This window comes from Noviherbaspirillum galbum (genome assembly GCF_010974945.1).
GTDB classification, from domain to species: domain Bacteria; phylum Pseudomonadota; class Gammaproteobacteria; order Burkholderiales; family Burkholderiaceae_D; genus Noviherbaspirillum; species Noviherbaspirillum galbum.
Genome location: NZ_JAAIVB010000052.1, coordinates 74,031 through 99,201, shown reverse-complemented (window position 1 = coordinate 99,201; position 25,171 = coordinate 74,031). Strand labels below are relative to the sequence as shown.

At 63.2% G+C, this 25,171-nt stretch carries 19 protein-coding genes; 4 read left to right on the top strand and 15 right to left on the bottom strand.

What is annotated here, in order from left to right; translation table 11 throughout:
* Nucleotides 1-23: 23 nt before the first annotated feature.
* The 7 genes from G3574_RS16020 to sdhC all read right to left on the bottom strand — a co-directional run bounded on the left by G3574_RS16020 (nucleotide 24) and on the right by sdhC (nucleotide 8,921).
* Nucleotides 24-2,294, bottom strand: coding sequence for an ATP-dependent DNA helicase (locus tag G3574_RS16020; RefSeq protein WP_163965113.1), 2,271 nt, complete (start codon nucleotides 2,292-2,294; stop codon nucleotides 24-26).
* Nucleotides 2,291-4,006: a VRR-NUC domain-containing protein gene (locus G3574_RS16015; RefSeq protein ID WP_163965109.1), complete on the bottom strand. Its 1,716-nt coding sequence runs from the start codon at nucleotides 4,004-4,006 to the stop codon at nucleotides 2,291-2,293. The genes G3574_RS16020 and G3574_RS16015 overlap by 4 nt, the downstream gene beginning before the upstream one ends.
* Nucleotides 4,007-4,517: 511 nt before the next feature.
* Nucleotides 4,518-5,477 carry a ketopantoate reductase family protein gene (locus G3574_RS16010; protein ID WP_163965106.1) on the bottom strand — a complete coding sequence of 320 codons (960 nt, stop codon included), beginning with the start codon at nucleotides 5,475-5,477 and terminating at the stop codon, nucleotides 4,518-4,520.
* A 97-nt stretch (nucleotides 5,478-5,574) separates the two neighbouring features.
* A complete protein-coding gene (locus G3574_RS16005) occupies nucleotides 5,575-6,285 on the bottom strand; it encodes a succinate dehydrogenase iron-sulfur subunit (RefSeq protein ID WP_163965103.1) in 711 nt (236 codons plus the stop codon).
* A gap of 45 nt (nucleotides 6,286-6,330) precedes the next feature.
* On the bottom strand, nucleotides 6,331-8,109 hold the full coding sequence (sdhA, locus tag G3574_RS16000) for a succinate dehydrogenase flavoprotein subunit (protein ID WP_163964862.1): 1,779 nt from the start codon (nucleotides 8,107-8,109) through the stop codon (nucleotides 6,331-6,333).
* A gap of 3 nt (nucleotides 8,110-8,112) precedes the next feature.
* A complete protein-coding gene (gene sdhD, locus G3574_RS15995; RefSeq protein WP_163964887.1) occupies nucleotides 8,113-8,487 on the bottom strand; it encodes a succinate dehydrogenase, hydrophobic membrane anchor protein in 375 nt (124 codons plus the stop codon).
* Between the two features lie 23 nt (nucleotides 8,488-8,510).
* Complete coding sequence (gene sdhC / locus G3574_RS15990; protein WP_163964859.1) at nucleotides 8,511-8,921, bottom strand: succinate dehydrogenase, cytochrome b556 subunit; 411 nt, start codon at nucleotides 8,919-8,921, stop codon at nucleotides 8,511-8,513.
* Nucleotides 8,922-9,110: 189 nt separating this feature from the next.
* Here sdhC and G3574_RS15985 point away from each other — a divergent pair, with 189 nt between their 5' ends.
* The 3 genes from G3574_RS15985 to G3574_RS15975 all read left to right on the top strand — a co-directional run bounded on the left by G3574_RS15985 (nucleotide 9,111) and on the right by G3574_RS15975 (nucleotide 11,815).
* Entirely contained in the window at nucleotides 9,111-10,040 is a 930-nt protein-coding gene (locus G3574_RS15985; RefSeq protein ID WP_163965100.1) for a LysR family transcriptional regulator, read from the top strand.
* 71 nt (nucleotides 10,041-10,111) lie between these two features.
* Nucleotides 10,112-10,564: a CopG family transcriptional regulator gene (locus G3574_RS15980; protein ID WP_205609809.1), complete on the top strand. Its 453-nt coding sequence runs from the start codon at nucleotides 10,112-10,114 to the stop codon at nucleotides 10,562-10,564.
* Between the two features lie 117 nt (nucleotides 10,565-10,681).
* The gene (locus tag G3574_RS15975) at nucleotides 10,682-11,815 is read left to right on the top strand and encodes an extracellular catalytic domain type 1 short-chain-length polyhydroxyalkanoate depolymerase (RefSeq protein WP_163965095.1); all 1,134 of its coding nucleotides are present in this window, start codon (nucleotides 10,682-10,684) and stop codon (nucleotides 11,813-11,815) included.
* A gap of 51 nt (nucleotides 11,816-11,866) precedes the next feature.
* Here the strand turns inward: G3574_RS15975 and G3574_RS15970 are convergent, their stop codons facing one another.
* From G3574_RS15970 to G3574_RS15940, 7 genes are all read right to left on the bottom strand, one after another.
* Nucleotides 11,867-12,820, bottom strand: coding sequence for a crotonase/enoyl-CoA hydratase family protein (locus G3574_RS15970; protein WP_163965091.1), 954 nt, complete (start codon nucleotides 12,818-12,820; stop codon nucleotides 11,867-11,869).
* Between the two features lie 103 nt (nucleotides 12,821-12,923).
* The gene (locus tag G3574_RS15965) at nucleotides 12,924-13,565 is read right to left on the bottom strand and encodes a TenA family transcriptional regulator (protein ID WP_163965089.1); all 642 of its coding nucleotides are present in this window, start codon (nucleotides 13,563-13,565) and stop codon (nucleotides 12,924-12,926) included.
* A 16-nt stretch (nucleotides 13,566-13,581) separates the two neighbouring features.
* Nucleotides 13,582-15,819, bottom strand: a complete 2,238-nt coding sequence (locus tag G3574_RS15960; protein WP_163965086.1) for an ATP-binding protein — start codon at nucleotides 15,817-15,819, stop codon at nucleotides 13,582-13,584.
* Between the two features lie 14 nt (nucleotides 15,820-15,833).
* Entirely contained in the window at nucleotides 15,834-17,060 is a 1,227-nt protein-coding gene (locus tag G3574_RS15955; RefSeq protein WP_163965084.1) for an EAL domain-containing response regulator, read from the bottom strand.
* A 314-nt stretch (nucleotides 17,061-17,374) separates the two neighbouring features.
* On the bottom strand, nucleotides 17,375-19,216 hold the full coding sequence (gene ggt, locus G3574_RS15950; protein WP_163965081.1) for a gamma-glutamyltransferase: 1,842 nt from the start codon (nucleotides 19,214-19,216) through the stop codon (nucleotides 17,375-17,377).
* Between the two features lie 229 nt (nucleotides 19,217-19,445).
* Entirely contained in the window at nucleotides 19,446-21,704 is a 2,259-nt protein-coding gene (locus G3574_RS15945) for an ATP-binding protein (RefSeq protein ID WP_163965078.1), read from the bottom strand.
* A gap of 71 nt (nucleotides 21,705-21,775) precedes the next feature.
* Nucleotides 21,776-22,651, bottom strand: coding sequence for a YihY/virulence factor BrkB family protein (locus tag G3574_RS15940; RefSeq protein ID WP_163965075.1), 876 nt, complete (start codon nucleotides 22,649-22,651; stop codon nucleotides 21,776-21,778).
* 170 nt (nucleotides 22,652-22,821) lie between these two features.
* Here G3574_RS15940 and G3574_RS15935 point away from each other — a divergent pair, with 170 nt between their 5' ends.
* Nucleotides 22,822-23,076, top strand: coding sequence for a GlsB/YeaQ/YmgE family stress response membrane protein (locus G3574_RS15935; RefSeq protein ID WP_205609808.1), 255 nt, complete (start codon nucleotides 22,822-22,824; stop codon nucleotides 23,074-23,076).
* Nucleotides 23,077-23,143: 67 nt separating this feature from the next.
* Here G3574_RS15935 and G3574_RS15930 read toward each other — a convergent pair whose 3' ends face one another.
* Complete coding sequence (locus G3574_RS15930) at nucleotides 23,144-25,171, bottom strand: hybrid sensor histidine kinase/response regulator (protein WP_163965072.1); 2,028 nt, start codon at nucleotides 25,169-25,171, stop codon at nucleotides 23,144-23,146.

The window sequence follows — 25,171 nt, the reverse complement described above, 5'->3', positions numbered from 1 at the left end:
GACCGCGAAGCCTTGCCATCCTGCTAATTCGAATCCGGTCCCCGTCCCGCCTGCCACCATGCCGGCAGCAGGCGCCGCACCTCGGCGCGGGCGAACCTGTCATCCATCAGGTAAACGACGCCATGGTCGGAAGGCGTGCGAATGACGCGGCCTGCCGCCTGGACCACCTTCTGCATCCCGGGAAACAGGTAGGCGTAATCATAGCCGGCGCCGAAGGAGGCCTGCATGCGTTCACGCAAGCGTTCGTTGACCGGATTGAGCTGGGGGAGACCCAGCGTCGCGATGAAGGCGCCGATCAGCCGGTCGCCCGGCAGGTCGATGCCTTCGCCGAAGACGCCGCCCAGGACCGCGAACCCGATGCCCTGGCCCCCGGCGGTAAAGCGACCGATGAAGGCATCGCGTTCCGCTTCTTCCATCCGCCGCGTCTGTTCCCATGCCGTGATGTCGGGGTGACGCGAGCGGAACTCCGCCAGCACTTGCTGGAGGTAGTCGAAGCTGCTGAAGAAGGCGAGATAGTTTCCGGGCCTGGCCCTGAACTGCTTTCCCATGACGGCAACGATGTCGGACAGCGAGCGGGCACGGTCGTGATAGCGCGTCGATACCTTGTCGAGGATGTGGACCTGCAGCTGATCCGGCGTGAACGGCGACTCGACCTCGATGTACGCGGTGTTGTCAGGAAGGCCCAGCATGTCATGGTAGAAATTCCATGGGTTCATGGTGGCCGAGAACAGCGTGGCCGAATGCGGTTGTGCGAAGCGCGGGCGCAGGAAGGGCGCGGGAATCAGGTTCCGCAGGCAAAGCGTGGAAGTTCGCCGCCGCCCATGCTGCCGCAGCGTGATGTCGAAGAGAGAATGCGCGTCGAAGCTGTCGGCAAGACGCGAGAATTGCAAGGCGTCGAAGTAAAAGTCGAGGAAAGCGGGATCGGCATGCGCCGGGTTGTCCGCCATGTATTCGGTCATTGCCGAGATCGCCTGCTGCAAGGCATGGATGAATGCCGCAGGCAGGCTTTCCTGGACCGCATACGATGCGTCCTGCTCTTTGTGCAAGCCGTTCCATTGGCGGTTGAGCTTGTCCAAAGCTCCCTTGACCGAGGCCGGAGCGGTACGCCGCAAGGCGGCAAGGCTTTCCTGGACGAGCGAGGCGCTGTACATCGCCCGGGCGCGTTCGACCAGGTTGTGCGCTTCATCCACCAGCACGCCGGTGCGCCATTGATTGATGGCGGACAGCCCATGAAGCAACGCGGTGCTGTCGAAGAAATAATTGAAATCGCCCACCACGACATCGGACCATCGTACCAATTCCTGGCTGAGGTAATAGGGACACACCGCGTGGTCGAGGGCGACGGCGCGAAGCGCCTGCCGGTCGAGGGGAACGACGTTCAGCGCGGCAGCCCGCGCCTGCGGCAGCTTGTCATAGAAGCCCTGCGCCAGCTGGCAGGAATCGCCATGGCAGGCCTTGTCCGGATGTTCGCACGCCTTGTCCCGGGCTACCATCTCCAGAACGCGCAAGGGAAAGACAGTCTCGCTGGCGCGCAGCTTGCCGACTGCTTCGAGCGCAAGGCTGCGCCCCGAGGTTTTCGCTGTCAGGAAGAACACCTTGTCGAGCTGCTGGCCCGGACAGGCCTTGAGCATCGGGAAGAGGGCACCGACGGTTTTCCCGATGCCGGTCGGCGCTTCGGCCACGAGGCACCGCCCGGCGCTCGCCGCGCGGTAGACCGATTCCGCGAGGTGGCGCTGCCCTGGCCGAAAGTCTGCGTGCGGAAAGCGCAAGGCCGTCAGCATCGCGTCGCGCGCGGCGCGGTGCGCCAGTTCCTGTTCCGACCAGGCGAGAAACCGTTCGCATTGTTCTTCGAAGAATTGCTGCAGCGCCTCCGCGCCGTAGCGCTCTTCGAGCACGGTTTCCCGCTGGCTGCCGATGTCGTAATACACCAGCGCGAGCGTCACTTCCTGCAGTTGCATCTGCTTGCAGAGCAGCCAGCCATAGACCTTTACCTGCGCCCAGTGCAGCGCCCGGTGGTTCTCGGGCATGCGGCCGAGGTCGCCGCGGTAAGTCTTGATCTCTTCGATGCGATTGGCGGCGGGGTCATATCCATCGGCCCGGCCGCGCACCAGAAGGTGCTTGTATTCCAGCGAAAGGGCCACTTCCTTCTTGTAGTCGGGCGACCGGCGGGCGGTAACGACGGCATGGCCGGCAATGCCTTCCTGCGCGGTTGGGGAGGGCGTGAAACGCAGGTCGAGGCTGCCCGTCTTCGCGGTGAATTCGGTCAGAGTGCGAACGGCGATCGGGTAAGTCATGTTGCCTGCCCTGTCGCCTGCGACGCGGCATCGGGGTTTTCCGCGCAAACGGCGGCGCCATGGTGCCCGTCGTCCGCGAGCCATTGCACATGGCATACGCTGACCGGGATATCGTGCGCGAGGCAGTACTGGATCCAGCGGATCTGGTTGTCCTGGAGGCGGTCGTTGGGCGCCTTCACCTCGATCATCCGGTATTGCCTATCGCCCGGCCAGAACTGGATCAGGTCGGGAAATCCCGCGCGGTTCGATCTCAGGTCGAGCAGGATGCGGGAGAAAATCGACTTGAGGTGGGCGGCGGGAATGCATGACAACGCCATGTCGATCAGTTCGGCGCTGAGTACCGGCCAGACCACGAACGGCGATTGCAGGTCCGCCTTGGCGGAAAAACGCTCGCGGATGGTCGCGGCATAGGCGTCCGATTCGAGTTGCGCCATGCAGTCCGCCAGCGCCAGTTCGCGGCGCGTGTGGAAATCCGGGTGATAGAGGTCGGCGGGGCCGGACTGGAAAGGGTGGAAGAAGGCGCCGGGCACCGGCGCGAAGATGGCGTCCCAGAACAGCAGGCCGAACAGCGAAGTCATGAGGGTGTTCTCGACGTAGAGCACGGGCGATGCCTCTTCCGCAAGATGCCGCGCGACGACTCTCTCCACCGAATACGGCGCGTCAGGCTGGGGCAACGCAAGGGCAAGCAGCGGGATTTCGCCGCGTGCTTGCGCCTCGGGCTTCGGCAAGCCTAGCTTGCGGTGCAACCTTGGCAAGATACGTTCGAGTTGCTGGCGTTCCGCCTCGTTCTCCGGCGCGCGTTCCGCGATGCTGGCCAGGTCGTGCGCCATGCAAGTCCGGTCAAGTTTTTCAAGCACCCTGATCATGCGCAGGCGCGCGCCCGCGTAGCGGCATTGTGCATACACCGCCAGCGCGTCCTCGAACCGTCCCGACTGCTCATACCCTTGGCCGAGCTGGAACAAGAGCCGAGAGCGCCTGCTTTCCAGCCATGGGTTGGCGAGCGCGTCGGCGGGAATGTCCGCCATGATGGCATCCGCATCGCCGTCGACGTCGTAACGTTCGCGCAGCGCCTGAAGTTGAAGATAGACGTCCACGTCCTCGCGTGCCTGAAAGGCGTGGGAGGCGGTCGACAGCTCGACCTGTTCGTAACGGAAGATGCCGAGGTCGGACAGGACGAAATCCGTCCAGTCCTGCCTGCAGTTTCCGAAGAACAGCAGCTTGAGGCGATCGCACAGCGGGCCGATCCTGACCTGGTAGACGCGGTCCTCCGACGCGGGCAGCCAGGCGTCGAATGGATTTGGTTGGGGACGCGCCGCACGAAGAAGGTCGAGCAGATCGGCCTTCTTCAGCGACCTGGCGGCATTGTCCAATGGGAAGGCGGACAGGATTTCCGCCTTGGTCAGGAGAGTGAACAACCCATCCATGTCCAGCGGCGGGCGATCATCGACCCAGCCGTGCTTCACCAGGGGAGCAACCGCTGACCGGGTGCAGCCGATCTCGTCGTAAGCCAGCTTGCTTTCACGGAAATAAGGACCCTTGCGCATGATCATGCGTACCAGCAGGGCGCGTGAGGGTTGAGGCAGGCCGGCGATGTGCCCGAGGGTTTGGCGTTCGAGGTCGTCGAGCAGGTGCGCGTAGCGGGTGCCTACCCAGGCGATTACCCGGTCGAAGTTGTCGAGGTAGTAGAGCGGGTTGTCGAGAACCTGGGGCATGTTGCTTGAAAATAATCGCGGGTGGGGAAGCGTTTGGTGATCAGCGGTGGGCGAGGTTGATAGGGGGCTTGCCTGGCGGGGGAGCGACAGGGAAGCGGTGGATTTTGGGTTCAAAGCATGTGTATGCGTACAGTATAACGCTGGGGAGAGGTGGGTGGTTTGAATGTCGGAGCTTCGGGGCGTTGGCTCTCCGGTGACCCGGTGGGGTTCCCACTCCATGGGGCGGTGCCGAGACTGGCTCCGGCGGGCCAGTTCATTTCTTTGGACTCGACGTAGGCGGGCCCCACGAAACGAACCAAAGAAAAGCGACCCCTGCCGCCCTCCCTTTCGGCGACGTCAGGAGGGACAGCGCAGGCTCGCCTTCGGCATCGTGCCCGTCACAGCGCGACTACCTGTCATCTCCGCGCAAGCGGGGATGGAGCAAAGGTTTCGCAAGGCATCGCCCTGCAAGGCAGTACGGTGCCGCAGGAATGACAGGACACACTTCCTCGCCCAAGCAATCCCGCAAACGTCAAGCCTGACCGCCCGATTCCTTCATCAACCGGCGCGCCTCCGCAACCCTCAAATTCACGAGCGCCGCCTCCAGAAGTGAAGACCGGCCCAGCGCATCGCCATCCGCTGGTCGACGCGCGAGCAGCGCGCCGATGATGTGTTCCGCTTCCGTCCGGGTGCCATTGAGCATGTCCTTGCACATCGATGCGGTAATCGTGGAGCCCGGCGTGGTGAGAAAGCGCTTGCCCTGTTCGACTGCGGCGGCGCGTGGAGCATGGCCATGGTGAGCGGCGATGGCGGCGCATTGGTCATATACCGCTTCGCTGATGGACGTGCCGCCAGCGGCAACGATCTCGCCGACGGGCGCACGGAACAGGGTGGTCAGCGAGGCGAGGGATGCGATGAAGACCCACTTTTCCCACATGCGCTGAAGGACGTCTGACGATTCCACCGCGCGGAAGCCGGCGCCGTCGAGCGCAAGCTTGATGTCATGCACGGCATCGGTCTGCGAGGCATCGAGAGCGCCGAAGACCAGGTCGTGCATTTCGTTGAATTGATGGATTTCGCCTTGTGGGTCGAGGGCGGCGGAGATCAGGCAGAGTCCGCCAATGACCTTGTCCTTGCCGAAGCGCTCGGAGAGCAACTCGATGTGGCGCATGCCGTTGAGCATGGGAAGGATGATGGTGCGCGGGCCGACGACCGGAGCAATGGCATCCATCGCCGAGTCGAGGTCGTAGGCCTTGCAGCTCAGCAGCACCAGATCAGCCGGGGCGGGCGCGTCCTTCAGTTGCTCCGCCGTCAGGGTGGGCGGGTTGTCCAGCTTCACATCGCCGCATGGGCTATGGATCACCAGGCCGTTCTGCCTGAGAAGTGCCGCGCGTGCGGGGCGGACGAGGAACTGCACGTCCCGCCCGGCCTGCAGCAACCTGCCGCCGAAGTAACCGCCCAATGCGCCCGCGCCAAGAACCGCAATCTTCATTCCTCAACCCGTCCTTTCCAGATGAAAGCATGCCGGCGTGGCCGGCATGAGATGAGGCGAGGATACCAGAACGGTGGTGACGCGTTTGACCGGACCTTTACACGGAACGGCGGACCATCAGTTCCTTGATCTTGCCGATGGCGCGCGCCGGGTTCAGTCCCTTCGGGCACACGTCCACGCAGTTCATGATCGTGTGGCAGCGGAACAGCCGGTACGGGTCTTCCAGGTTGTCCAGCCGCTCGCCGGTGGCCTGGTCGCGGCTGTCGGCAATGAACCGGTACGCCTGCAGCAAGCCGGCCGGTCCCACGAACTTGTCCGGGTTCCACCAGAACGACGGGCAGGACGTCGAGCAGCACGCGCACAGGATGCACTCGTACAGCCCGTCGAGCTCCTCGCGCTCTTCCGGCGACTGCAGCCGCTCCTTCTCCGGCGGGATCGTCTCGTTGATCAGGTACGGCTTGATCGAGTGGTACTGCTTGAAGAACTGCGTCATGTCCACGATCAGGTCGCGGATCACCGGCAGCCCCGGCAGCGGCCGCAGCACGATCGGCTCGGTCAGCTCGTTGAGGTTGGTCGTGCACGCCAGCCCGTTCTTGCCGTTGATGTTCATCGCGTCCGAACCGCACACGCCTTCGCGGCACGAGCGCCGCAGCGCCAGCGAATCGTCCACGTCGGCCTTGATGCGCTGCAATGCGTCCAGCAGCATCTTGTCCGTGTCCTGCAGCGTCACCGTCAGGTCCTGCATGTACGGCTTGGCGTCCTTGTCCGGGTCATACCGGTAAATCTGAAATTTGAGGGTGCGAGCCATGCTCTTTTACCTTTGCTTTGCTTGTCTGCTGTCTTGGAACGCGCCTTAGAACGTACGCGCCTTGGGCTTGAACGTCTCCACCGTCAACGGCTTGGTGTTGACCGGCTTGTAGTCCAGGCGGTTGCCTTCCGAGTAGAACAGCGAATGCTTCATCCAGTTCTCGTCGTCGCGCTTCTCGTAATCCCGGTGCGCATGCGCGCCACGGCTTTCCTTGCGTGCCGCCGCCGAGATGATGGTCGCCTTGGCCGTCTCAATCAGGTTGTCCAGCTCCAGCGCTTCCACCCGCGCCGTGTTGAACACCTTGGACTTGTCCTTGAACGACACATGCTTGCGCCGCTCATCCAGTTCGAGGATCTTCTGCACGCCGGTCTGCAGCAGCTCGTCGGTGCGGAACACGCCGCAGTACTGCTGCATCGTGCTGCGGATCGCGTTGGCCACGTCCTGCACCCGCTCGGAGCCGGTGCTCGTCTCCAGCCGCGCCAGGCGCTCCATCGCCATGTCCGCCGCGCCCGCCGGCAGCGGCTTGTGCAGCTTCTGCTTCAGGTTCGAGGCCACGATGTGGTTGCCGGCAGCGCGGCCGAACACCACCAGGTCCAGCAGCGAGTTCGTGCCCAGGCGGTTGGCGCCGTGCACCGATACGCAGGCGCATTCGCCGATGGCGTACATGCCATTGACGACCTCGTTGGGGTTGCCGTTCTTCGGCGCGACCACCTGGCCGTTGATGTTGGTCGGAATGCCGCCCATCTGGTAGTGAATCGTCGGCACGACGGGAATCGGTTCCTTGGTGGCGTCGACGTTGGCGAACTTGTGGCCGATCTCGAGAATCGACGGCAGGCGCTTCTTGATGGTGTCGGCGCCGATGTGGCGCAGGTCCAGCAGCACGTGGTCCTTGTTCGGACCGCAGCCGCGGCCTTCCTTGATCTCCTGGTCCATCGAGCGCGACACGAAGTCGCGCGGCGCCAAGTCCTTCAGCGTGGGCGCATAGCGCTCCATGAAGCGCTCGCCGTTGGCGTTGATCAGGATGCCGCCCTCGCCGCGCACGCCCTCGGTGATCAGCACGCCCGCACCGGACACGCCGGTGGGATGGAACTGCCAGAACTCCATGTCTTCCAGCGGCAGGCCCGCGCGCGCGGCCATGCCCATGCCGTCGCCGGTGTTGATGAAGGCGTTGGTCGAGGCGGCGAAGATGCGGCCCGCGCCGCCGGTGGCGAACAGCGTGGTCTTGGCTTCGAGGATCATCACGTCGCCGGTTTCCATCTCCAGCGCCACCACGCCCAGTACGTCGCCATCCACATCACGGATGAGGTCGATCGCCATCCACTCGACGAAGAAGTGGGTCTTGGCGCGCACGTTGCGCTGGTACAGCGTGTGCAGCAGCGCATGGCCGGTGCGGTCGGCCGCGGCGCAGGCGCGCTGCACCGGCTTCTCGCCGAAGTTGGCGGTATGGCCGCCGAACGGGCGCTGGTAGATGGTGCCGTCGGGATTGCGGTCGAACGGCATGCCGAAGTGCTCGAGCTCGTAGACGACCTTGGGCGCTTCGCGGCACATGAACTCGATGGCGTCCTGGTCGCCCAGGTAGTCCGAGCCCTTGACGGTGTCGAACATGTGCCAGTACCAGTTGTCCTCGGTCATGTTGCCCAGCGAGGCGCCGATGCCGCCCTGCGCGGCCACGGTGTGCGAGCGAGTCGGAAAGACCTTGGAAAGCACGGCCACGTTCAGGCCGGCCTCGGCCAGCTGCAGCGACGCGCGCATGCCGGAACCGCCGGCGCCGACGATGACGGCGTCAAAACGGCGAACGGGAAGGGATTGCTTGATGGCTGCCACGATTTACGGTCTCCAGATGATCTGCGCGGCCCAGCCGGCGCAGCCGATGAGCCACGCGATGGTGGCCAGGTGAAATGCCAGGCGCAGGGCGACGGACTTGGTGACGTAGTCCATCCAGATGTCGCGCATGCCGACCCAGGCGTGGTAGAGCAGGCCCAGGAAGGTGACGAAGGTGGCGATCTTGAACCACTGGCGGGCGAAGATGGTGGCCCAGGCGTTGTAGAAGCCGGCGCTGCCGTCGCTGGTGAGGTAGGACACCAGCAGCAGCACGGTGTACAGGGCCATGACGATGGCAGTTGCGCGCTGGGCGAGCCAGTCGCGCACGCCGTAATGGGCGCCGACGACGAGGCGCTTGGGGCCGATGTTGTTGCCGGCGATGTCCTTGGCGATACCGTGTTCCATCAGAAGACTCCGAACAGTTTGAGGGCCACCAGCAGGGTCAGCGGCAGGCTGACGGCGAACACGGCGGCGGAGGTCTGCTTGCCGGAGACCTTGTCCATGCCCATGTGCATGTCGAGGAAGAGGTGGCGCACGCCGGCGCAGAAGTGGTGCAAGTAGGACCAGACCAGGCCGAGGATGACGAGCTTGACGAACCAGTTGGCGGTGAAGCCGCGCAGGGCGTCGAAGGAGATCTCGGAGGTGAGGCTCTTGTCGAGCAGGTAGAGGGTGAAGGGCAGCAGGAAGAACATGGCCGCGCCGCTGACGCGATGCAGGATGGAGACGTAGGCCGGCAGCGGCAGGCGGTAGTTGCCCACCTGCGAAAACGTCATCACATTGAATTGCCGTCGTGGCTTCTTTACGGCTTCAGACATGGTAATACCTCATTGACTCTTCTCTCTCGTGATTGATCATGTCGAAAATCCCTGCCCGGGGCAGCCTGCCGCGTCGTTCCGGAAAACAGCGCCTGACGGGTTTTTCTCAGCTTCGATATTTTGAGGCCTTAGCGTTATACTGTCCAATATCTTGATCATCTTCCGGAAAGACGTTTTACATATACCGCGATGGAACTGCGTCATCTCAGATACTTCATGGCCGTTGCCCAAGAGGGGAACGTTACCCGTGCGGCGGAGAAACTCGGCATTGGCCAGCCGCCACTCAGTCAGCAGATCCTGGCGCTCGAGCGCGAGATGGGCGTGCAGCTTTTCCGGCGCACCGGACACGGCGTCACGCTGACCGAAGCGGGCGAGGCATTGCTCGTCGACGCGCGGCGCCTGCTCGACGACGCACAGAATGCCGTCCTGCACGCCCAGCGTGCAGGACGCGGAGAAGCGGGACAGCTCAGCCTCGGCTTTACCGCTTCCTCCGCATTCAACCCGGTGGTCCCGGCGATGATCCGCGCCTTCCGGAATGCCTATCCTGGCGTGGGGCTGACCCTGATGGAGGGCAACACGCCCCAGCTTCTCGCGCAGCTCGACGAGGGGCGGCTCGATCTCGCCTTCCTGCGTCCCGGAACGCATTCCTTCGCGGGAGTGACTCTCTACCAGATCGCCGATGAGCAGATGAAGATCGTGTTGCCCATCAAGCATCCCCTGGCAAAGCGCAAGCGGCTTCCCCTGTCGGCGCTCGCCGGCGAATCCTTCGTTCTCATCCCGAGGCGGACGAGCCCGACGCTGCATGACGAAATCATGTCGGCGTGCAGGCAGGCGGGATTCGAGCCGGCCCTCGGGCAGCAGGCGCCGCAGCTCTCTTCGGTGGTTAGCCTGGTGTCGGCGGAATTCGGCATTTCGATCGTGCCGGCTTCGGTGAGCCAGATCCAGGCCGAAGGGGTGGTGTATGTCGACATTGCTGGCGCGAGCGTGCGGACGAGGCTCGCCTTGGCGTCGCGTGAGTACGATACCTCCGTCAAGACGGAAAATTTTCTCAAGATGGCCACTCTTGCCAAACGGGAACAAGGTTCACGGACTAACATCACGTCGGAATACCTCGGTTAGCGAAACGGCAAGCAATTTTCATTCGCTGATCACGGAACCTTCCCAATACCATCCAGTCGGATGGTAAGTGGATGGGGAATGCCCTGTCCGAGATTTGGAGAGGGCATACCGTGAACCTGCAGGAAACGCGTATCAAACCTGGCGACACTGAAAAGATCACCATCAATCTCGGTCCAGTGGACCTGGGAAAGATCGATTTGCTGGTGCAGGAAGGCTTTTATTCCAACCGAACCGACCTGATCCGCACCGCCATCCGCAACGAGCTTGCCACCCACGTCGACGTGATCAAGGAGACCGTCAGCCGCAAGCGGCTCGTCCTCGGATTGCAGCAGGTGTCCCGCGCCGAACTCGAAGCCGCGCGGACGGCAGGCGAACAACTCCACATACAGGTGCTGGGCATGGCCAGCATCGATCCAGACGTGACGCCGGAACTTGCCATGGAGGCAATCGGTTCCATCAGCGTGCTGGGCGTGCTGCATGCAAGCCCGGCGGTCAAGGCGGCGCTTGGCCCGCGAATACACTGATTTTTTGCGCCTGGCGATTGCCGGATCGCCGCATGGACTTGTCGCAAGCCAATGCGACCCGGACCGACGCGCCTTGCCGTCGGAATTCCGCCAGGCACCTTTCATAGAAAGCTCGACATGAAACTGAATGAAGATTTTCTCGCGCGGATGCGCGAGGCAACCGCATTGCTGCGCACCGCCGGACCCATTGCCGCAACCGAGGCGATCCAGCGCGCGCTGAGCGGGCAAGATGCGGAAACAGGCACGCCGCGCGCTCCCGCGCATCAGGCGGAAAGCGGGCGTGCGGCAGGCAAGCCCTGGACGGAATCCATGTTGGATCGCACCGTAGAGGACGCGGTGGTCCATGAACCGCAAGGCAGGCAATCTGGTCCGGCGAGTCAGCAGGGCCAATTCCTGTCCGGTTCCTGGTCGGAAAAAAGCGGAACGCGGGCCTATCGCTTGTATGTTCCAGCGTCATCCGGCACCGAGACCCCTGCCAAGCGTCCCCTGATCGTGATGCTCCATGGATGCAAGCAGGATCCTGACGATTTCGCCGCCGGCACCGGGATGAACCGCCTCGCGGATGAACACGGCGCGCTCGTGCTTTACCCGGCCCAGAGCCAGAATGCCAATGGCTCGAACTGCTGGAACTGGTTCGAGCGCAAGAGCCAGCGCCGGGCTGGCGGCGAGCCTGCGATCCTAGCGGGCATGACGCGCCACATCATGCAAGAGTACGACATCGACCCGGCAAGGGTGTACGTCGCGGGATTATCCGCCGGCGGCGCGATGGCCGGCATCCTTGCAGCGGCATATCCCGATCTCTTTGCGGCCGTGGGAATTCATTCCGGGCTTCCGGTGGGCGCCGCGAAGGACGTGGCTTCCGCGTTCGGCGTCATGAAGAACGGTTCCCCCAAGGAGCTGGCTGCCCACGACCATGCCATTCCGGTCATCGTCTTCCATGGCGACCGGGATCACACCGTTCATCCGGGAAATGGCGCGCAGGCGCTGCGGCAATGCCTCGGAACGGATGTGGACCCGGATCGCATCGACACCCGCATCGTCAAGGGAAAGGCCGAATCAGGAAGGACTTATACGAAGGCAATCTTCCATGACCGCGCGGGCGCGCCGGTGGCCGAGCACTGGGTCGTTCATGGCAGCGGGCACAGCTGGTCGGGCGGCAGCAAGGCCGGGTCATACACCGATCCGAAGGGACCGGACGCTTCGGCGGAGATGATGCGGTTTTTCCTCGCCCATCCCCGGCGCATGGATTGACCGGCGGGAATGCCGGCCGTTTCCCGATCCCTTTAGCGGCGACCGCGTGCGTCACTCCGCCAGGACCAGGGCATCCTCGACGGCCTCGCCGCCGGGTTCGGCGACATGTCCTGCCTTGCGCAGCGCGAGCTGCTTCTGCTGCGAGCGGACCAGCCTTCCCATCATCTTCAAGTCCCTGTCATCGAGCCTGAGCGCGGCATCGACCCAAGCTTCAGTGATGCCCATCAGTTCATCGTAACTGATCGGCGTGGTATGCCGGCGGCACTCATACATCGCACGCAGTCCGTTGCGGCGGCGTTCGTTCTTGCGGATGAAGTCGTACACCGCGTTCTCGCCCTGTCCATCCGCGGCGAGCACATCCACGAGACCCATTTCATGCAGTTCGGTCGCGGAATAAATCTTCCCGCTGGAGATCATCTCCTCCGCCGCGCGCGCGCCGATGCGTCGTGACACGAGGCTGTAGGCGCCCATGCCCGGGAACAGGTTGAATAGGATTTCCGGAAATCCCATGCGGCTGGACTGCTCCGCCACGATCACGTGGCTGCTCAGCGCCGACTCGAAGCCGCCACCCAGCGCTTCTCCCTGCACGAGGGAGATCGTGATCGCGTTCGTTTCATAGGAAAGCAGGCGGCCATGCAGGCAATCGATGCACTGTTTCGCGTAATGCAGGAGCGCCTCGCGGTCGCGCGACTTGATGAGCAGGACAAACAGCGCGAGGTCGCCCCCGTAATTGAATACATGGGGCGTGCGGGATCCGCCGATGATGTAGTCGACGGGTTCGAGGTTGCCGTTGCAGAGAACCTTGCCGCCGTTGGCCGCGAGCGTGCGGTGGTTGTCGATCAGCTCCCCAAGCAGGCCGAGGTTGAAGCAAGGCGTGCCCTGGGGCTGGAGATAGGTCCATACGGAGCGCGTCTCGCGGTCGTATTCCACCGCCAGTTGGCGGTAGGGCTTGCCGATCGGGTGACGCACGTTGCCAAGATGTTTGATGTCCGTAAATGCATTCATTTTTTATCAGTCCTTCTGAAATTAACTTCGTTGAACAGGACTAATGTAAATGAAAGCTTGCCAACAGGCTATCCTGCCGGCGAATTCCCGATGGCCGGTCGGATCAGGCGGACAAGAACTGGCTGAACAGGTAGAAGTTCATGTTGATGGCATCGATCACCACCTGCTGGACGCGCCTGTCGTCGATCTTTTGCAGCAGCGCGTTCAGCCGGGCCATGTGGTCCAGGTCCATCGACGCGTGGCTTTCCAGGAACGAAAAGCCCTGCGGCAGCTGCCGCTCGAGGCCGGCGGCGATGGACGAGGCCACCTGTCCGCCATAGACCGAGGAAATCACTTCCAGGACGTAGAGCATGCCGAGCACGCAGCAGGGATGGATACGTTCGCTGGCATAGTAGTTGTAGGCGATCATCGCCTGCGCGCTGTAGGAGGGACGCGAAGCCCGGATGGCATCGGGATCGGCGCCGAAGTGGACGAGGTCGTCCAGCACCATGTTCTCGTGTCCCTTTTCCTCATCGATGTTGTGGTAGAGGTGCAGGCGGACGTCGAGGTAGGCATCGTCGCACCGGCTGGCCGCGGCGGCCATGATGGGACAGAAATGCCAGACGATGTGGTACAGGTCGCGCAGGAAGTCGAGGTAGGTTTCTTGCGACATGCGGCCGTTGAGCATGTCCTGCACCTTGGGCAGGGCTTCCATGTCGCGGCGGCTTTGATCGGTGGTTTCGAGCAGGTGAATGAAAAAAGACATCGTTGATTGAGCGGGATTAAATGGATGCCGCCGGGGTGGCGGCGGATGTGCCTTGCCGATGAACGAGCAAGGCTTGGTAGGTTGCGTCCAGACAAAGACGCATCTCATGGGTGACGTTCCGTCCTGCGAACTCGAGCTGGCTTGCCGGGATGGCGTCGAAACGTTCGCAGAGCTGGCGCAGCCCGATCGCGCCGATGCTCAGGGCCGAGCCCTTCAGGGCATGGGCCAACTGCTTGGACTCGTTCGACCTGTGCAACGCGAGTCCGCTTTCGATGCGCTCGATCAGCGAGCGCGCTTCCGACATGAAATCCTGGATCATGCGGTCGGCGAAGCCGGTTTCCTGGAAGATCACGTCGAATTGCCTGAGGACGGCGATATCGATCAAGGTGCCGCCGCTAGCGGAAACGACCGGGTCGATGGCAGCGGAGAGCGTTGTCATCGCGGCGCGGGCCGGCGCCTTCGGCTCGACGCTGGCTGCGCCAGGCGTCAATTCGAGGATCAGCTTCTTCAGGTTATCCGGCTGGATCGGCTTGCTTAGGCAGGCGGCGAATCCTGCGGCGAGGCTTTCCTTGTTCAGGATGCTGGATGCATCCGCCGTCAGCATCACGAACGGCAGCATCGTGCCGCGGGGACGAATGACATCGTAGGTCCGGAGTACCTCGATGCCTGACATGTCCGGCATGTTCATGTCCAGGATGGCAAGGTCGAAATGTGCGCTTTCCAGCTGATCGAGAGCGTCTTCGCCGCAGGTCGCCATGACCGGGACATGGCCCCATTGCTCGAGCATGCGCGCGATGACCGCGCGGTTGGTGGCGTTGTCATCGACCACGAGGACACGTCGCGGCATTGCTGACGATTGGACCGGCTCCGCTTCAGTCTGCAACGCCTGCACGGCCAGTGCCGGCGATACCGTCGTTGCCGGCATCGCCGCTTGTGCCGTCATCGGAGCAAGCGGAGATACGCCGGCCGGATGGCCGTGGTGGCGCAGGAAGCGCAGCTCGCACCAGAATGTGCTGCCCTTGCCTTCCTCGCTGCGGAATCCGATGCGGCCTTGCATCAGTTCCACGAGCTGCTTGGCGATCGTGGTTCCCAGGCCGGTGCCGCCGTAGCGGCGGGTCATCGATGCGTCCGCCTGAGTGAAGCTCTCGAAGATATGTGCCTTCGCTTCGGCGGCAATGCCGATGCCGGTGTCCTCGACGGTGAACAGCAGCGTTGCGTCTTCTTCCTTGACGGACAAGGGCTCGATCCTCAGGAGAATCTTGCCGCTGGGCGTGAACTTGATGGCATTCGACAGGAAGTTCGACAGGACCTGGCGCAGGTGCGCGGGGTCGCCGACGAGCTGTGCCGGCGTATCGTCCTGCACCTGGACTTGAAACGCCAGGCCGCGCTCGGCCGCCTGGTACTTGAACATCCTGACGGTGTCCTCGACGAGCACCTGCAGATTGAAGGACACCTGCTCGATGGTCATCTTGCCGGCCTCGATCTTCGAAAAGTCGAGCACGTCGTTGACGAGGGCGAGCAGCATCTTGGAGCCGCTGTCGAGGCTGCGCATCATTTCCGCCTGGTCGGCGCTGAGCGCGGTGCTGCGCATCAGGTCGGCCATGCCGATGATGGCATTGAGCGGCGTGCGCATTTCATGGCTGATGGAGGAGACGAATTGCCGCTTGGCGAGGTTTGCCGCCTCCGCCGCGTTGAGCGCGCTCTGCAGGCGCTTTGCCAGCGTGCTGAAGTAGAGCGAGATGGCGATCAGGCCGGCGGACAGGCCAATGCCCAGGTTGATCTTGTCGTTCCAGTAGGGTTCGAAGGTGATCACCGCGAAGAAGCCGGCGCTCGCGAGGAACAGCGTGTAGTAGAGGTAGTTGACGCCATAGCGGAAACCGTTGCCGACCACGTACCACAGGTAAAGGCAGTACAGCGGCGCCGACACCTCGGGCACCGCATGGAAGAAATACGTGGTATTGCAGACGTCCGAGGTGATGGCGATGAGCCGCCGCGCGCGGCTGACCGGCTTGCCGAGCCGGATCCAGGCGATCACGACAAGGCTGACCATGAACCACGCCGTCATGACGACATCTGAAACCAGCAGGAGGTGGCCGGCGCGCTGCGGCCAGGACCAGGTATTGAACAGGTAATAGGCGATCAGGCCAATGCCCATCACGATCCGGATGATCGCCTGTTCCTGCTCAGGCTTCGTTGCCTCCAGCGCCGCAGGGCCCGCTGCGTCTTCAGGCGACGCTTGCCATGGGATACGCATGCGTGGCCCGCGCCTCAGCGTTTGCGGACGTTCTTGAGCAGCGTGATCAGGCCGGTATTGTCCAGCGGCCGTGACAGGTAATAGCCTTGCCCGCTTTCGCAGCCCAGCTGCTTGATGAACTCGAGTTCCTCGAGGGTCTCGATTCCCTCGGCAACGGTATGCAGGTCGAGTTTCTTGGCAAGCTGCACGATCGATTCCGCAATCGCCACCGTCTTCTTGTTTTCGGTCGCGCCATGCACGAAGCTGCGGTCGATCTTGATTTCATTGAACGGCATCTCGGTCAATTGCAGCAGCGAAGAGTAGCCGGTGCCGAAGTCGTCCACCGAGATCGAGAAGCCCTGCATCCGCAGCCGCGTCAGTGTCTCGAGCAATCCGGAAACGTTTTCCGAAACGGCGGTCTCCGTGACCTCGATGGTGATGGTCCTGGGTTCGACCTTGTGCTTGCGCAGCAGGGAGCTGATATGGTTGGGCATGTCGGTGTTCTGCAGCGTGAGCGGCGACATGTTGACGGCCAGGCTGATGTCGCATCCCAGGCTCGTCCAGTCTTCGAGGCAGCGCAGCGACTGGAGCAGGAGCGAGTCGCTCAGCCAATCCATCATGCCCGACTGTTCCATGACCGGGATGAAGGCGGAAGGCGGAAGGATGCCCTGGGATGGATGGTTCCAGCGGGCCAGCATTTCGACGCTCGTCGGCAAGCCGGTGTCCAGGTCGAACTTGGGCTGGAAGTAGGGAATGAACTCATTGGCGGCAAGCGCGCGGGAAATCTGTTCCGCGGTAAAGGCCGGCTTGCTGGCGCCTCTTGCCGGCCGGGCTTCCTCCGACTTGACTTTCTTGCAATCGGACAGCATGCCTTTCAGGCGCTCGAGATTGACGGGCTTGGGCAACACGCCGATCAGGCGCGTGCCGAAACTCCGGACCACCGCTTCCGCCGTGGCGAGCAGGCTGCCTTCGATGGCGGACGTGACGATGAAGGATGGCACCTTGCGCCGGACGGCATGCCGGATGAATTCGATGCCATCCATGCCCTCCATCCGCAGGTCGCAGATCGCAACGTCGAAGCTGCCGGGATCGTGCTCGAGCGCGTCGAGCGCGGCGGCACCATCGCTGGCGGTCTCGATCGCCGTGATGCCGAGGTGCCTGAGGGCGCCAATCAGGACGTTGCGTTGGAAGGGCTGGTCTTCGAGAATCAGCACCTTGAGCCTGGAGAAATCGTTAGCAGGAAGGCTGGAAGGCTGAGTCATGGGATTTTTTCATTGTTGATACGGGCTAGTCGATAGTTCTACCATAAGACTTTCGCGTTGCCCATAGACAATCATGAAAATTGTCCAAGTTGTTGGTCATGGAGACGTCATGATGTGTCTAGAACAACGCGAAGGGGGGCCGGGCGCCATCCCGGCCGCCGGTAACGTCAACCTGCATGGCGCTTTCCCTTCGGCGCCCGCCTCGCCGCAGTGCCGCGCAAGGGACTCCGTATGAAAAAGAGCGGCCCCGCGGCCGCTCTTCCCTGGTTCAAGCCTTGTTATGGCGCGACACCGTGGCCCGGTGTGAAAGGGACTTAGTGATGCCCCACCTGCCTGATGCCAATGACCGTTCCTTCGCGCCGCTGGTCGGCGCCGCCATACTGCTTGCCGGTCCGCAGGTCGGTCACGACGCCTTGGACCGATCCGATGGGGGTGGCGCATGCCGGCGCGCCGTCGACCACGGGAACGGGGTGCCCTAGCGATGCCAGGGATTGCAGGCTGTCCGACGAAATGCCTTTCTCACAGCTGATCGTACCCGCCGCGCTGGTGACGGACCACCGCGGCGCATTGATCGCCTGCTGGATCGACATGCGATGATCGATCAGGTTGAGCGTGACGTTCAGGACGGAATTGATGATCGTCGCGCCGCCTGGAGAGCCGTAGGCAACCACGGGCTGGCCTTTGTAGAAGAGCATGGTGGGTGACATCGACGAGCGCGGACGCTTGCCGGGCGCGACGTCGTTCGCACCGGGGTTGCCGGTGGCGGCATTGTAGGCCGGCGTGAAATTGAAGTCGGTCAGCTCGTTGTTCAGCAGGAAGCCATAGCCCGGAACGAGGATGCCGGTGCCCCAGGTGTTTTCTATCGTCGTGGTGTAGGAGACGACGTTGCCGTCCCGGTCGACCACCGAGAAATGGGTGGTGTGCACGCCTTTTTCCTCATCGAGGCCCGCCAGCCTGAGCGTCGACTTCCCCGAGGCGGATGCCGCGTCGCAGGGCCAGGGATCGCCCGCCGTGGCGCTGGCGAGTCGCTGGTCGAGCTTGATCAGTTGCCGGCGGACGTCGGTGTAGCACGACGATACCAGGCCGCGCTTCGGCACTGTCACGAAATCTTCATCGCCCATCCAGACCGCGCGGTCCGCGAAGCCGAGACGCATGGCTTCGGTCATGACATGCAGCGTTCGCGGACTTCCGAAGCCGAAGCCCTGCGCGGTGTCACCCATGGGAAATTGCTCGAGCATCTTGAGCATCTGGATGATGGTCAGGCCGCCGGAGGAGGGCGGAGACATCGACTTGATGTGAACGCCGCGATACTCTCCCTCGACAGGCTGGCGCAGCGCGACGTTATACGCGGCAAGGTCGTCGAGCGTCATCCGGCCCGTGCCCGCGGTGCCTAACGCTGGGTTGCTGCGCTTCTGCGCGTCGACGATGGCCTTGGCGATTTCGCCCTTGTAGAACACCTGGCTGCCTTGGGCGGCGATCAGCCGGAAGGTCTTTGCCAGGTCGGGCTGGCGCAGGAAGTACCCCTCCGGCAACGGACTGCCATCCGGCAAGCGGAACACGGCGCGGGTTTCCGGCTGGGTTGCGGTCCGGTCGTCCTTGATGTCGTTGGCAAGGAAGCGATTGATGGCAAAGCCGCTGTCGGCAAGGGTAATCGCCGGATCCATGGTTTCTGCGAGCGTCTTCGTGCCCCAATGCTTCAGCGCGGTTTCAACGCCGAGCAAGGTGCCCGGCACGCCGACCGCATGGCCGCTCGTCGAGGCCGTCGCGAAGGTCTGGTTGAGGAACATGTCGGGCGTGGCAGCCGCCGGCGCCTTTTCGCGCGAGTCGACGATGACGGTCTCGTTCGTCTTCGCCAGGTGGATCATCATGAAACCGCCGCCGCCGATGCCGGAGAACTGCGGCTCGACGACATTCAAGGCGAACTGGATGGCCGCCGCGGCATCGATGGCATTTCCGCCTTCGCGCAACATGCGTGCGCCGGCTTCCGCGGCCAGGGGATGGGAAACGGCGACGACGCCCTTGCGGTAGGCTTGTTCTTCCGAAACGAGCGTCTCGGGAAATGCCGGCGCCTTGACATTGTTCGCGCTGACTAGGCCGGACGACAGGGCGGCAACAAGGGGAAGCACGCGCAAGGCGTGCAGCATGAGAGGTTTCATGGGGATTCTTCCTTATTCGTTGACTTGCCTGCCCGGATGCCACCGGGCACGGCTGCGGCGGGAGTTGGCGACTGCTGCTCTACACCTTGTTGTTACTGGTTGGCGTGGTCGCGTCGCTTCTTGAATGTAGTTGGCGATCCCGCGTTTGCCAGTGCATCATGAACCGGCTTGAGTCAGCTCAATGAAAAAGGAATGATTTACTTGATGGCGTTCAATGCCATCGTCCGCGTTATGGTTTTTTGCGGGGCAAGCTGAAGTAGAAGCGGCTTCCCTCTCCCTGCACGCTTTCCACCCAGAGCTGTCCGCCATGGATGGCGATGATGGTCTTGACGATCGCGAGTCCTAGTCCGGCGCCTTGCTGCTGCGCGTGCTTTTCCTGGTAGAAGCGGTCGAAGATCCGCGGCAGCTGGTCGGCCGCGATACCGATGCCGGTATCCGCGACGCAGAACACCAGCATGTCGCCGTCGGGCCGGGCCGATACCATGATGCGTCCGCCGGCGGCGGTGAACTTCAAGGCATTGCCGATCAGGTTGTTGAAGACCTGGGTGATGCGTGCCCGGTCGCAGCAGACTCTTTCGCCGGGAGCATGCAGTCCGGCCTGCAGAAGCACGCCCTTCTTTTCGGCAATCGGCAATGCCAGGTCGACCGCTTCCTGAACCAGCGCCTGCGGGTCTTCGGGTTTCTGGGCGACGGACAGCGTGCCGGCATCCATCTTCGCCATGTCCAGCACGTTGTTCGCGAGCTGCTCGATGGCGGTGCTTGCCCTCAAGCCGCGATGCACGATGGCGTCGAGCATCTGGGCATTGCTGACGTCGCCATGCTGCAGCATCTCGGAGCTCATCCTGACGACGGCGAGCGGTGTGCGCAAATCATGCGACACCACGTTCACCATGTTTTCCTTTTCCCGGCTCACCCGTTCCGCCCGCGCGCGGGCATCCTGTTCCTTGCGGAATTCCCGCTGCAGGCCGATGGCGAGAATGCTGTTGCGGAATTCGGCGATCACCTCGGTCTCCACTTTCTTCCAGGGCATGGCCACGCCGCTGACGGTTTCACGCCATGAATGGAATGATTTCCTGGGATGCAGCCGCGGCTGGCCGCCATCAATGATCACCGCTTTTTCCGGGTTGCCCGCCCAGGTGATGGTGTCCGCGGCTTCCGGGCGGAACCACAGGATGTAATGGCGCTCGGACTTCGGAATCGAGACGGCCAGCAAGCCGCTGGCAATGTCCTTGTAGGCATGCGCCGGCGGAAAATGCACGCTCAGGCGATCGGTGCAATACATGGGCTGGCCGGCCTGTTCCGACGCCAGCCAGTCCACCAGTTCGGCGATCTGTTCCGGTGACGGCGTCTTGCCGATCGCGGTCCACTTGACGTCACCCTGGATGGCGGCCGCCGCGCCTTGCGCCGCTGCCAGGTCCAGCAGCGTCGGCGAGTGCTTCATCATGCCTTGCGCGAGGTCGCTTTCCTGTTCCATGAATGCAAGCAGGCGCTGCTGGACTTCCCGCAGGCGTGCCCGATAGTGCATGTTTTCCAGCGATTCCTTCAGATGCAATTGCGCCGAGACGAGCTGCCCGACCATGCGCGCGCCAAGGCGGCTGTCGGTATCGACCAGGCGCGGACTGGCATGGTGGCAGGCGATCAGGCCCCAGAGCTTGCCGCTGTCGACCAGGGAAATCGTCAGGCTGGCCCTGACTTCCATGTTGCGCAGGTACTCGAGATGGATGGGCGAAACGCTGCGCAGCATGGCATGCCCGAGGTCGAGCGGCGCGCCGGACCGGGGATTCGTGCCAGGCTCGATCGCGGCCGGCACGTAATTCACGTCCGGGATCATGCGCACCCAGTTCTGGAGGAAGACGGCACGCGCCTGCGGCGGGATGTCCGAAGCGGGGAAGTGATGGCCCAGGAACGATGTCATGTGAGGCAGGCGGGCTTCCGCGATGACCCGGCCATGCCATTCTTCGGTGAACTGGTACAGCATCACCCGATCGAAGCCGGTGATTGCCTGCACCTGTTGCACGGCAATCTCGCATAGCTGCTGCAGCGTGCCGCTGGTCTGGAGACACTGCACCGCATCCCGGATGCGGTGGTGGAAGGAAAAGGTGTCGCCGGCGTTCTCCCTCCCCGGCTCGAGTTCGACGATCAGGCAGCCCTGGTATTCATGCGCGCTCAGCTCCCAGCGGGCGGAGGTTCCGCCGTCGCCAAGCAGGCGAATGCCGAAGGGCGCCTGTTCCCTCAGGTTATCCTGCCTGAGATAGCGATCGAGTTCCTGCAGCTGGCTGCCGTCGACGAGCTCGGCCAGGGATCGCCCGAGAAGCGCATCCGGGCCAAGCCCGAATGCGTCGGGGCAATTGACGCTGGCGTTCCGGATGATGAGTTGCGGTCCGTCGACCGTAACCAGCACGCCGAAGGGCTGGATTGCGCCGGGGATGTGTATCGGTTCCTTCTCGCATGCCTGCAAGAGGCTGGAAATATCTTGGCTTGTCTCCATCTGGCGATCTTGTTCCTTGGTTTCGACCTTGTTGCCTGCTTGCGCATCGCGGCCATGCGGGCCGCGCCATCTCAGTCAATGCGCTTCTCGCCGGGATCCTTTCCGCTCGGCGCGTGGTGTTCGATGACTGCATTCATTTCCGCGCCCAGCAGGAATACCGCCGAACTCAGGTAGGTGTACAGGGGAATGACAATCAGGGTGCCGACCGTGCCATAAACCCTGTCGTAGCCGGCGACATCCCTCACGTAGCAGTTGAACGCGGACGAGGCGCCGAGCCAGGCAATGACCGCAAGCACGGCGCCCGGCGTGACGAAGCGCAGGCGCTGCTGCACGTCGGGAATCATGCCGTAGAGCAGGGCGATGACCACCGCCAGCATCGCAATGGCGGCCGGCCATCGCAACCACCAGGCCCAGATGAACGAGATCGACCAGTCCATGCCGAGTGAATGCACCAGCGCCTCGATCGCGCCAGGCGAGACGACAACCAGTCCCAGCACCAGCACCATCATCATGCCGATGACCAAGGTATAGAGCACCGAGAGCAGATAACGTTTCCAGATCGGCCGTCCCTCGCGCACCTCGTACACCGCATTGAGGGCGCGCATCATGGCACGCATGGATGAGGACGAGGCCCATAGGGAAGCCGCGGCGCCGGCCGACAGCATGCCGATGCGCCGTTGCTGCAGCAGGTCGAGCAGGTGATTGATCTGCTCCATGGTATCCGGAAGGAAATAGGCGCCGGTACGCTGCCGCGCCCAGTCGAACAGCGGCGTGACATGCAGGTAGCCGAACAGGGCAAGGACGAAGATGAGAAAGGGCAGGGAAGAAAACAGCATGAAGTAAGTCACTGCCGCGCAATACGACGGCATGTCATGACGCATGAATTGCATGACGGTCTCCAGCAGCAATCGCTTCAGGGACAGGCCGCGCAATCCGGGCAGGTTCATGGGAATGTCTCTCTCGTTGGTTTCGCATGCGTGGCGGCGGGGCGGCCTCCCGGGTCGTGTCCATGATGGAAAGAGTCTTGCGCCGCGAGCAAGTTCATTCCATGGCCGCGAAGAACCTTTTCCGGGCAAGGTTGTCGAATTGGCACGAACAATCTCGACAAGGAGTAAGAATGGATCTGTTATGGCTATTGCTGGTCGGCCTGATCGCCGGCTGGCTGGCGAGCATGATCGTTGGCGGCCCTTTCGGCCTGCTCGGCGACATCATCGTCGGCATCATCGGTTCCTACATCGGCGGCTGGCTGTTTGGCCGCATGGGATGGAGCGCGGGTGGCGGAACCCTCGGCACCATCATCGTTGCGACGGTCGGCGCCATCGTCCTGCTGTTGCTGATCCGGCTCTTCAACAGCGCGCGCTGGAGACGCTGAGCGCGCTTGCTCAATGAAAAAGGGGCTCGCATGCGAGCCCCTTTTTCATTGGACGCTTTTCATTTCCTCACTCCGGTGCGGGAGGGGGAACCTTGCCCGCCTTGTTCAGGATGCCCGCGAGCTGCTCCATGTTGGCCGGCTTCACGAGATGGTGATCGAAGCCCGCGTCCGCCGAGCGTTGCCGGTCCTGGTTCTGCCCGTAGCCCGTGAGCGCGACGAGCATGACATGACCCATGCCGGGCAAGGCGCGGACGCGGCCGGCGAGCGCGTAGCCGTCCATGTCCGGCAGGCCGATGTCCAGCAGCAGAGCGTCCGGCCTTTCCTGCTGAAGCCGGCGCAGCGCGCCCCCGGCATCATGCTCGACGACCACCTGGTGGCCCGCCGCCTGGAGCAGCATGGAAAGCATCTGGGTGGCATCCACGTTGTCGTCCACCAGCAGGATCCGCAGCGACCCGGCCGGCCTGGGCGTCGCATCGTGGTCCGCCGCGCGGGCGGGTTCGGCCTCCGCCAGGCGCGGCAGCCGCACCGTGAACCGGCTGCCCATTTCCACGCCCTCGCTTTCGGCCAGCACGGAGCCGCCATGCAGGGCCACCAGGCTCTTGACCAGTGACAGGCCGATGCCCAGCCCGCCCTGCGAGCGCGCCAGGGTGCGGTCGGCCTGCGCGAACAGGTCGAAGATGTGGGGCAGGACCTCCGGCGCGATGCCGGTGCCGTTGTCGCGCACCGTCACCTCGACATTCCCCGAGTCGACCTCGACCCGCAGCGTGATCTCGCCTTTCGGCGGCGTATATTTAGCGGCGTTGTTGAGGATGTTGGAAAACACTTGCACGAGGCGCGTGCGGTCACCCATGACGTGCGCCGGCTCGCCAGACAGCTGCAGCGTCAGCCAGTGGCGCCTGGAATCGATCAGGCCGCGCACCTGCTCCACCGCGCTGGTGACGACGGCGTTGATGTCCAGCTCTTCCTGGTCCAGCGTGATCAGCCCGCGCGTCACGCGCGACATGTCGAGCAGGTCGTCGACCAGCGCGGTCATGTGTTCCGCCTGGCGCGAGATGATGGCGCTGGCGTTCTGCAGGCCCTTGGCATCGAGGTGGCCCAGCCTGAGCAGTTCCGCCGCGGTCGTGATCGGCGCGAGCGGGTTCCTGAGTTCATGCGCGAGCATCGCCAGGAATTCATCCTTCTGCCGGTTGGCGTTGCGCAGGTCGTCCTCCGCCTGCTTGCGTTCGGTCACGTCGCTGCCCTCGGCGAAGATGCCGGTGACCGCGCCCTGCGCATCCCGGATCGGCTGGTACACGAAATCGAGGAAACGTTCTTCCAGGGGACCGTCCCGCTCGCGCTGGAGCTTGATCGCCACGGCCCGGCCGACGAAGGGCTCGCCGGTGTCATAGACTCGGTCCAGCAGGCGGATGAAGCCTTGGTCCACCACTTCCGGGAGCGCCTCGCGCGCCGACTTGCCCAGCACCGAACGATGGCCGACGAGTTGCTGGTAGGCCCCGTTGGTCAGGTCGAAGAAGTGTTCGGGGCCGCGCAGGATCGCCATGAAACCCGGCGCCTGTTCGAAGAGCGTGCGGAAGCGCTCGTTTTCCTCGTTGCGGTATTTCTCGGCAAGCACCTGCTTGGTGGTTTCCACGCAGGTGCAGTACATGCCGGCGACGTCGCCGTTTTCATCGTGCAGCGGCGAATAGGCGAACGTGAACCAGGTGGCTTCGTCGTAGCCATGGCGGTGCATGAGCAGCGGCAGGTTCTCGCGAAAGCTGGACTGGCCCGACATCGCGCGTTCGATGAGCGGATTGATGTCGTGCCAGATTTCCGACCAGATGTCGTAGAAGCGCCTGCCCAGCGCGGCCGGATGCTTCTCGCCGAGGATCTCGCTGTACGCGTCGTTGTACAGAAAGCCGAGGTCCGGCCCCCAGGCGACGAACATCGGGAAATTGCTATGGATCATCATCCCCACGGCGGTGCGCAGCGCGGGCGGCCAGTCCGCCGGATGGCCTAGCGGAGAGGAAGTCCAGTCAAGTTCGCGCATCAGCGCGCCGACATGTCCGCCGTCGCTCAGGAACCTGAGGGGCGTAGCGCTATGTTTTTTATCGTTCAT

Coding starts and splice junctions, on each gene's coding strand:
- G3574_RS16015 (WP_163965109.1), bottom strand. CDS start 4,006: ATGCCCCAGGTTCTCGACAACCCGCTCTACTACCTCGACAACTTCGAC.
- G3574_RS15970 (WP_163965091.1), bottom strand. CDS start 12,820: ATGAATGCATTTACGGACATCAAACATCTTGGCAACGTGCGTCACCCG.
- G3574_RS15985 (WP_163965100.1), top strand. CDS start 9,111: ATGGAACTGCGTCATCTCAGATACTTCATGGCCGTTGCCCAAGAGGGG.
- G3574_RS15940 (WP_163965075.1), bottom strand. CDS start 22,651: ATGAACCTGCCCGGATTGCGCGGCCTGTCCCTGAAGCGATTGCTGCTG.
- ggt (WP_163965081.1), bottom strand. CDS start 19,216: ATGAAACCTCTCATGCTGCACGCCTTGCGCGTGCTTCCCCTTGTTGCC.
- G3574_RS15975 (WP_163965095.1), top strand. CDS start 10,682: ATGAAACTGAATGAAGATTTTCTCGCGCGGATGCGCGAGGCAACCGCA.
- G3574_RS15945 (WP_163965078.1), bottom strand. CDS start 21,704: ATGGAGACAAGCCAAGATATTTCCAGCCTCTTGCAGGCATGCGAGAAG.
- G3574_RS16010 (WP_163965106.1), bottom strand. CDS start 5,477: ATGAAGATTGCGGTTCTTGGCGCGGGCGCATTGGGCGGTTACTTCGGC.
- G3574_RS15935 (WP_205609808.1), top strand. CDS start 22,822: ATGGATCTGTTATGGCTATTGCTGGTCGGCCTGATCGCCGGCTGGCTG.
- sdhC (WP_163964859.1), bottom strand. CDS start 8,921: ATGTCTGAAGCCGTAAAGAAGCCACGACGGCAATTCAATGTGATGACG.
- G3574_RS15965 (WP_163965089.1), bottom strand. CDS start 13,565: ATGTCTTTTTTCATTCACCTGCTCGAAACCACCGATCAAAGCCGCCGC.
- G3574_RS15955 (WP_163965084.1), bottom strand. CDS start 17,060: ATGACTCAGCCTTCCAGCCTTCCTGCTAACGATTTCTCCAGGCTCAAG.
- G3574_RS15980 (WP_205609809.1), top strand. CDS start 10,112: ATGGGGAATGCCCTGTCCGAGATTTGGAGAGGGCATACCGTGAACCTG.
- G3574_RS15930 (WP_163965072.1), bottom strand. CDS start 25,171: ATGAACGATAAAAAACATAGCGCTACGCCCCTCAGGTTCCTGAGCGAC.
- G3574_RS15960 (WP_163965086.1), bottom strand. CDS start 15,819: ATGCGTATCCCATGGCAAGCGTCGCCTGAAGACGCAGCGGGCCCTGCG.
- G3574_RS16005 (WP_163965103.1), bottom strand. CDS start 6,285: ATGGCTCGCACCCTCAAATTTCAGATTTACCGGTATGACCCGGACAAG.
- G3574_RS16020 (WP_163965113.1), bottom strand. CDS start 2,294: ATGACTTACCCGATCGCCGTTCGCACTCTGACCGAATTCACCGCGAAG.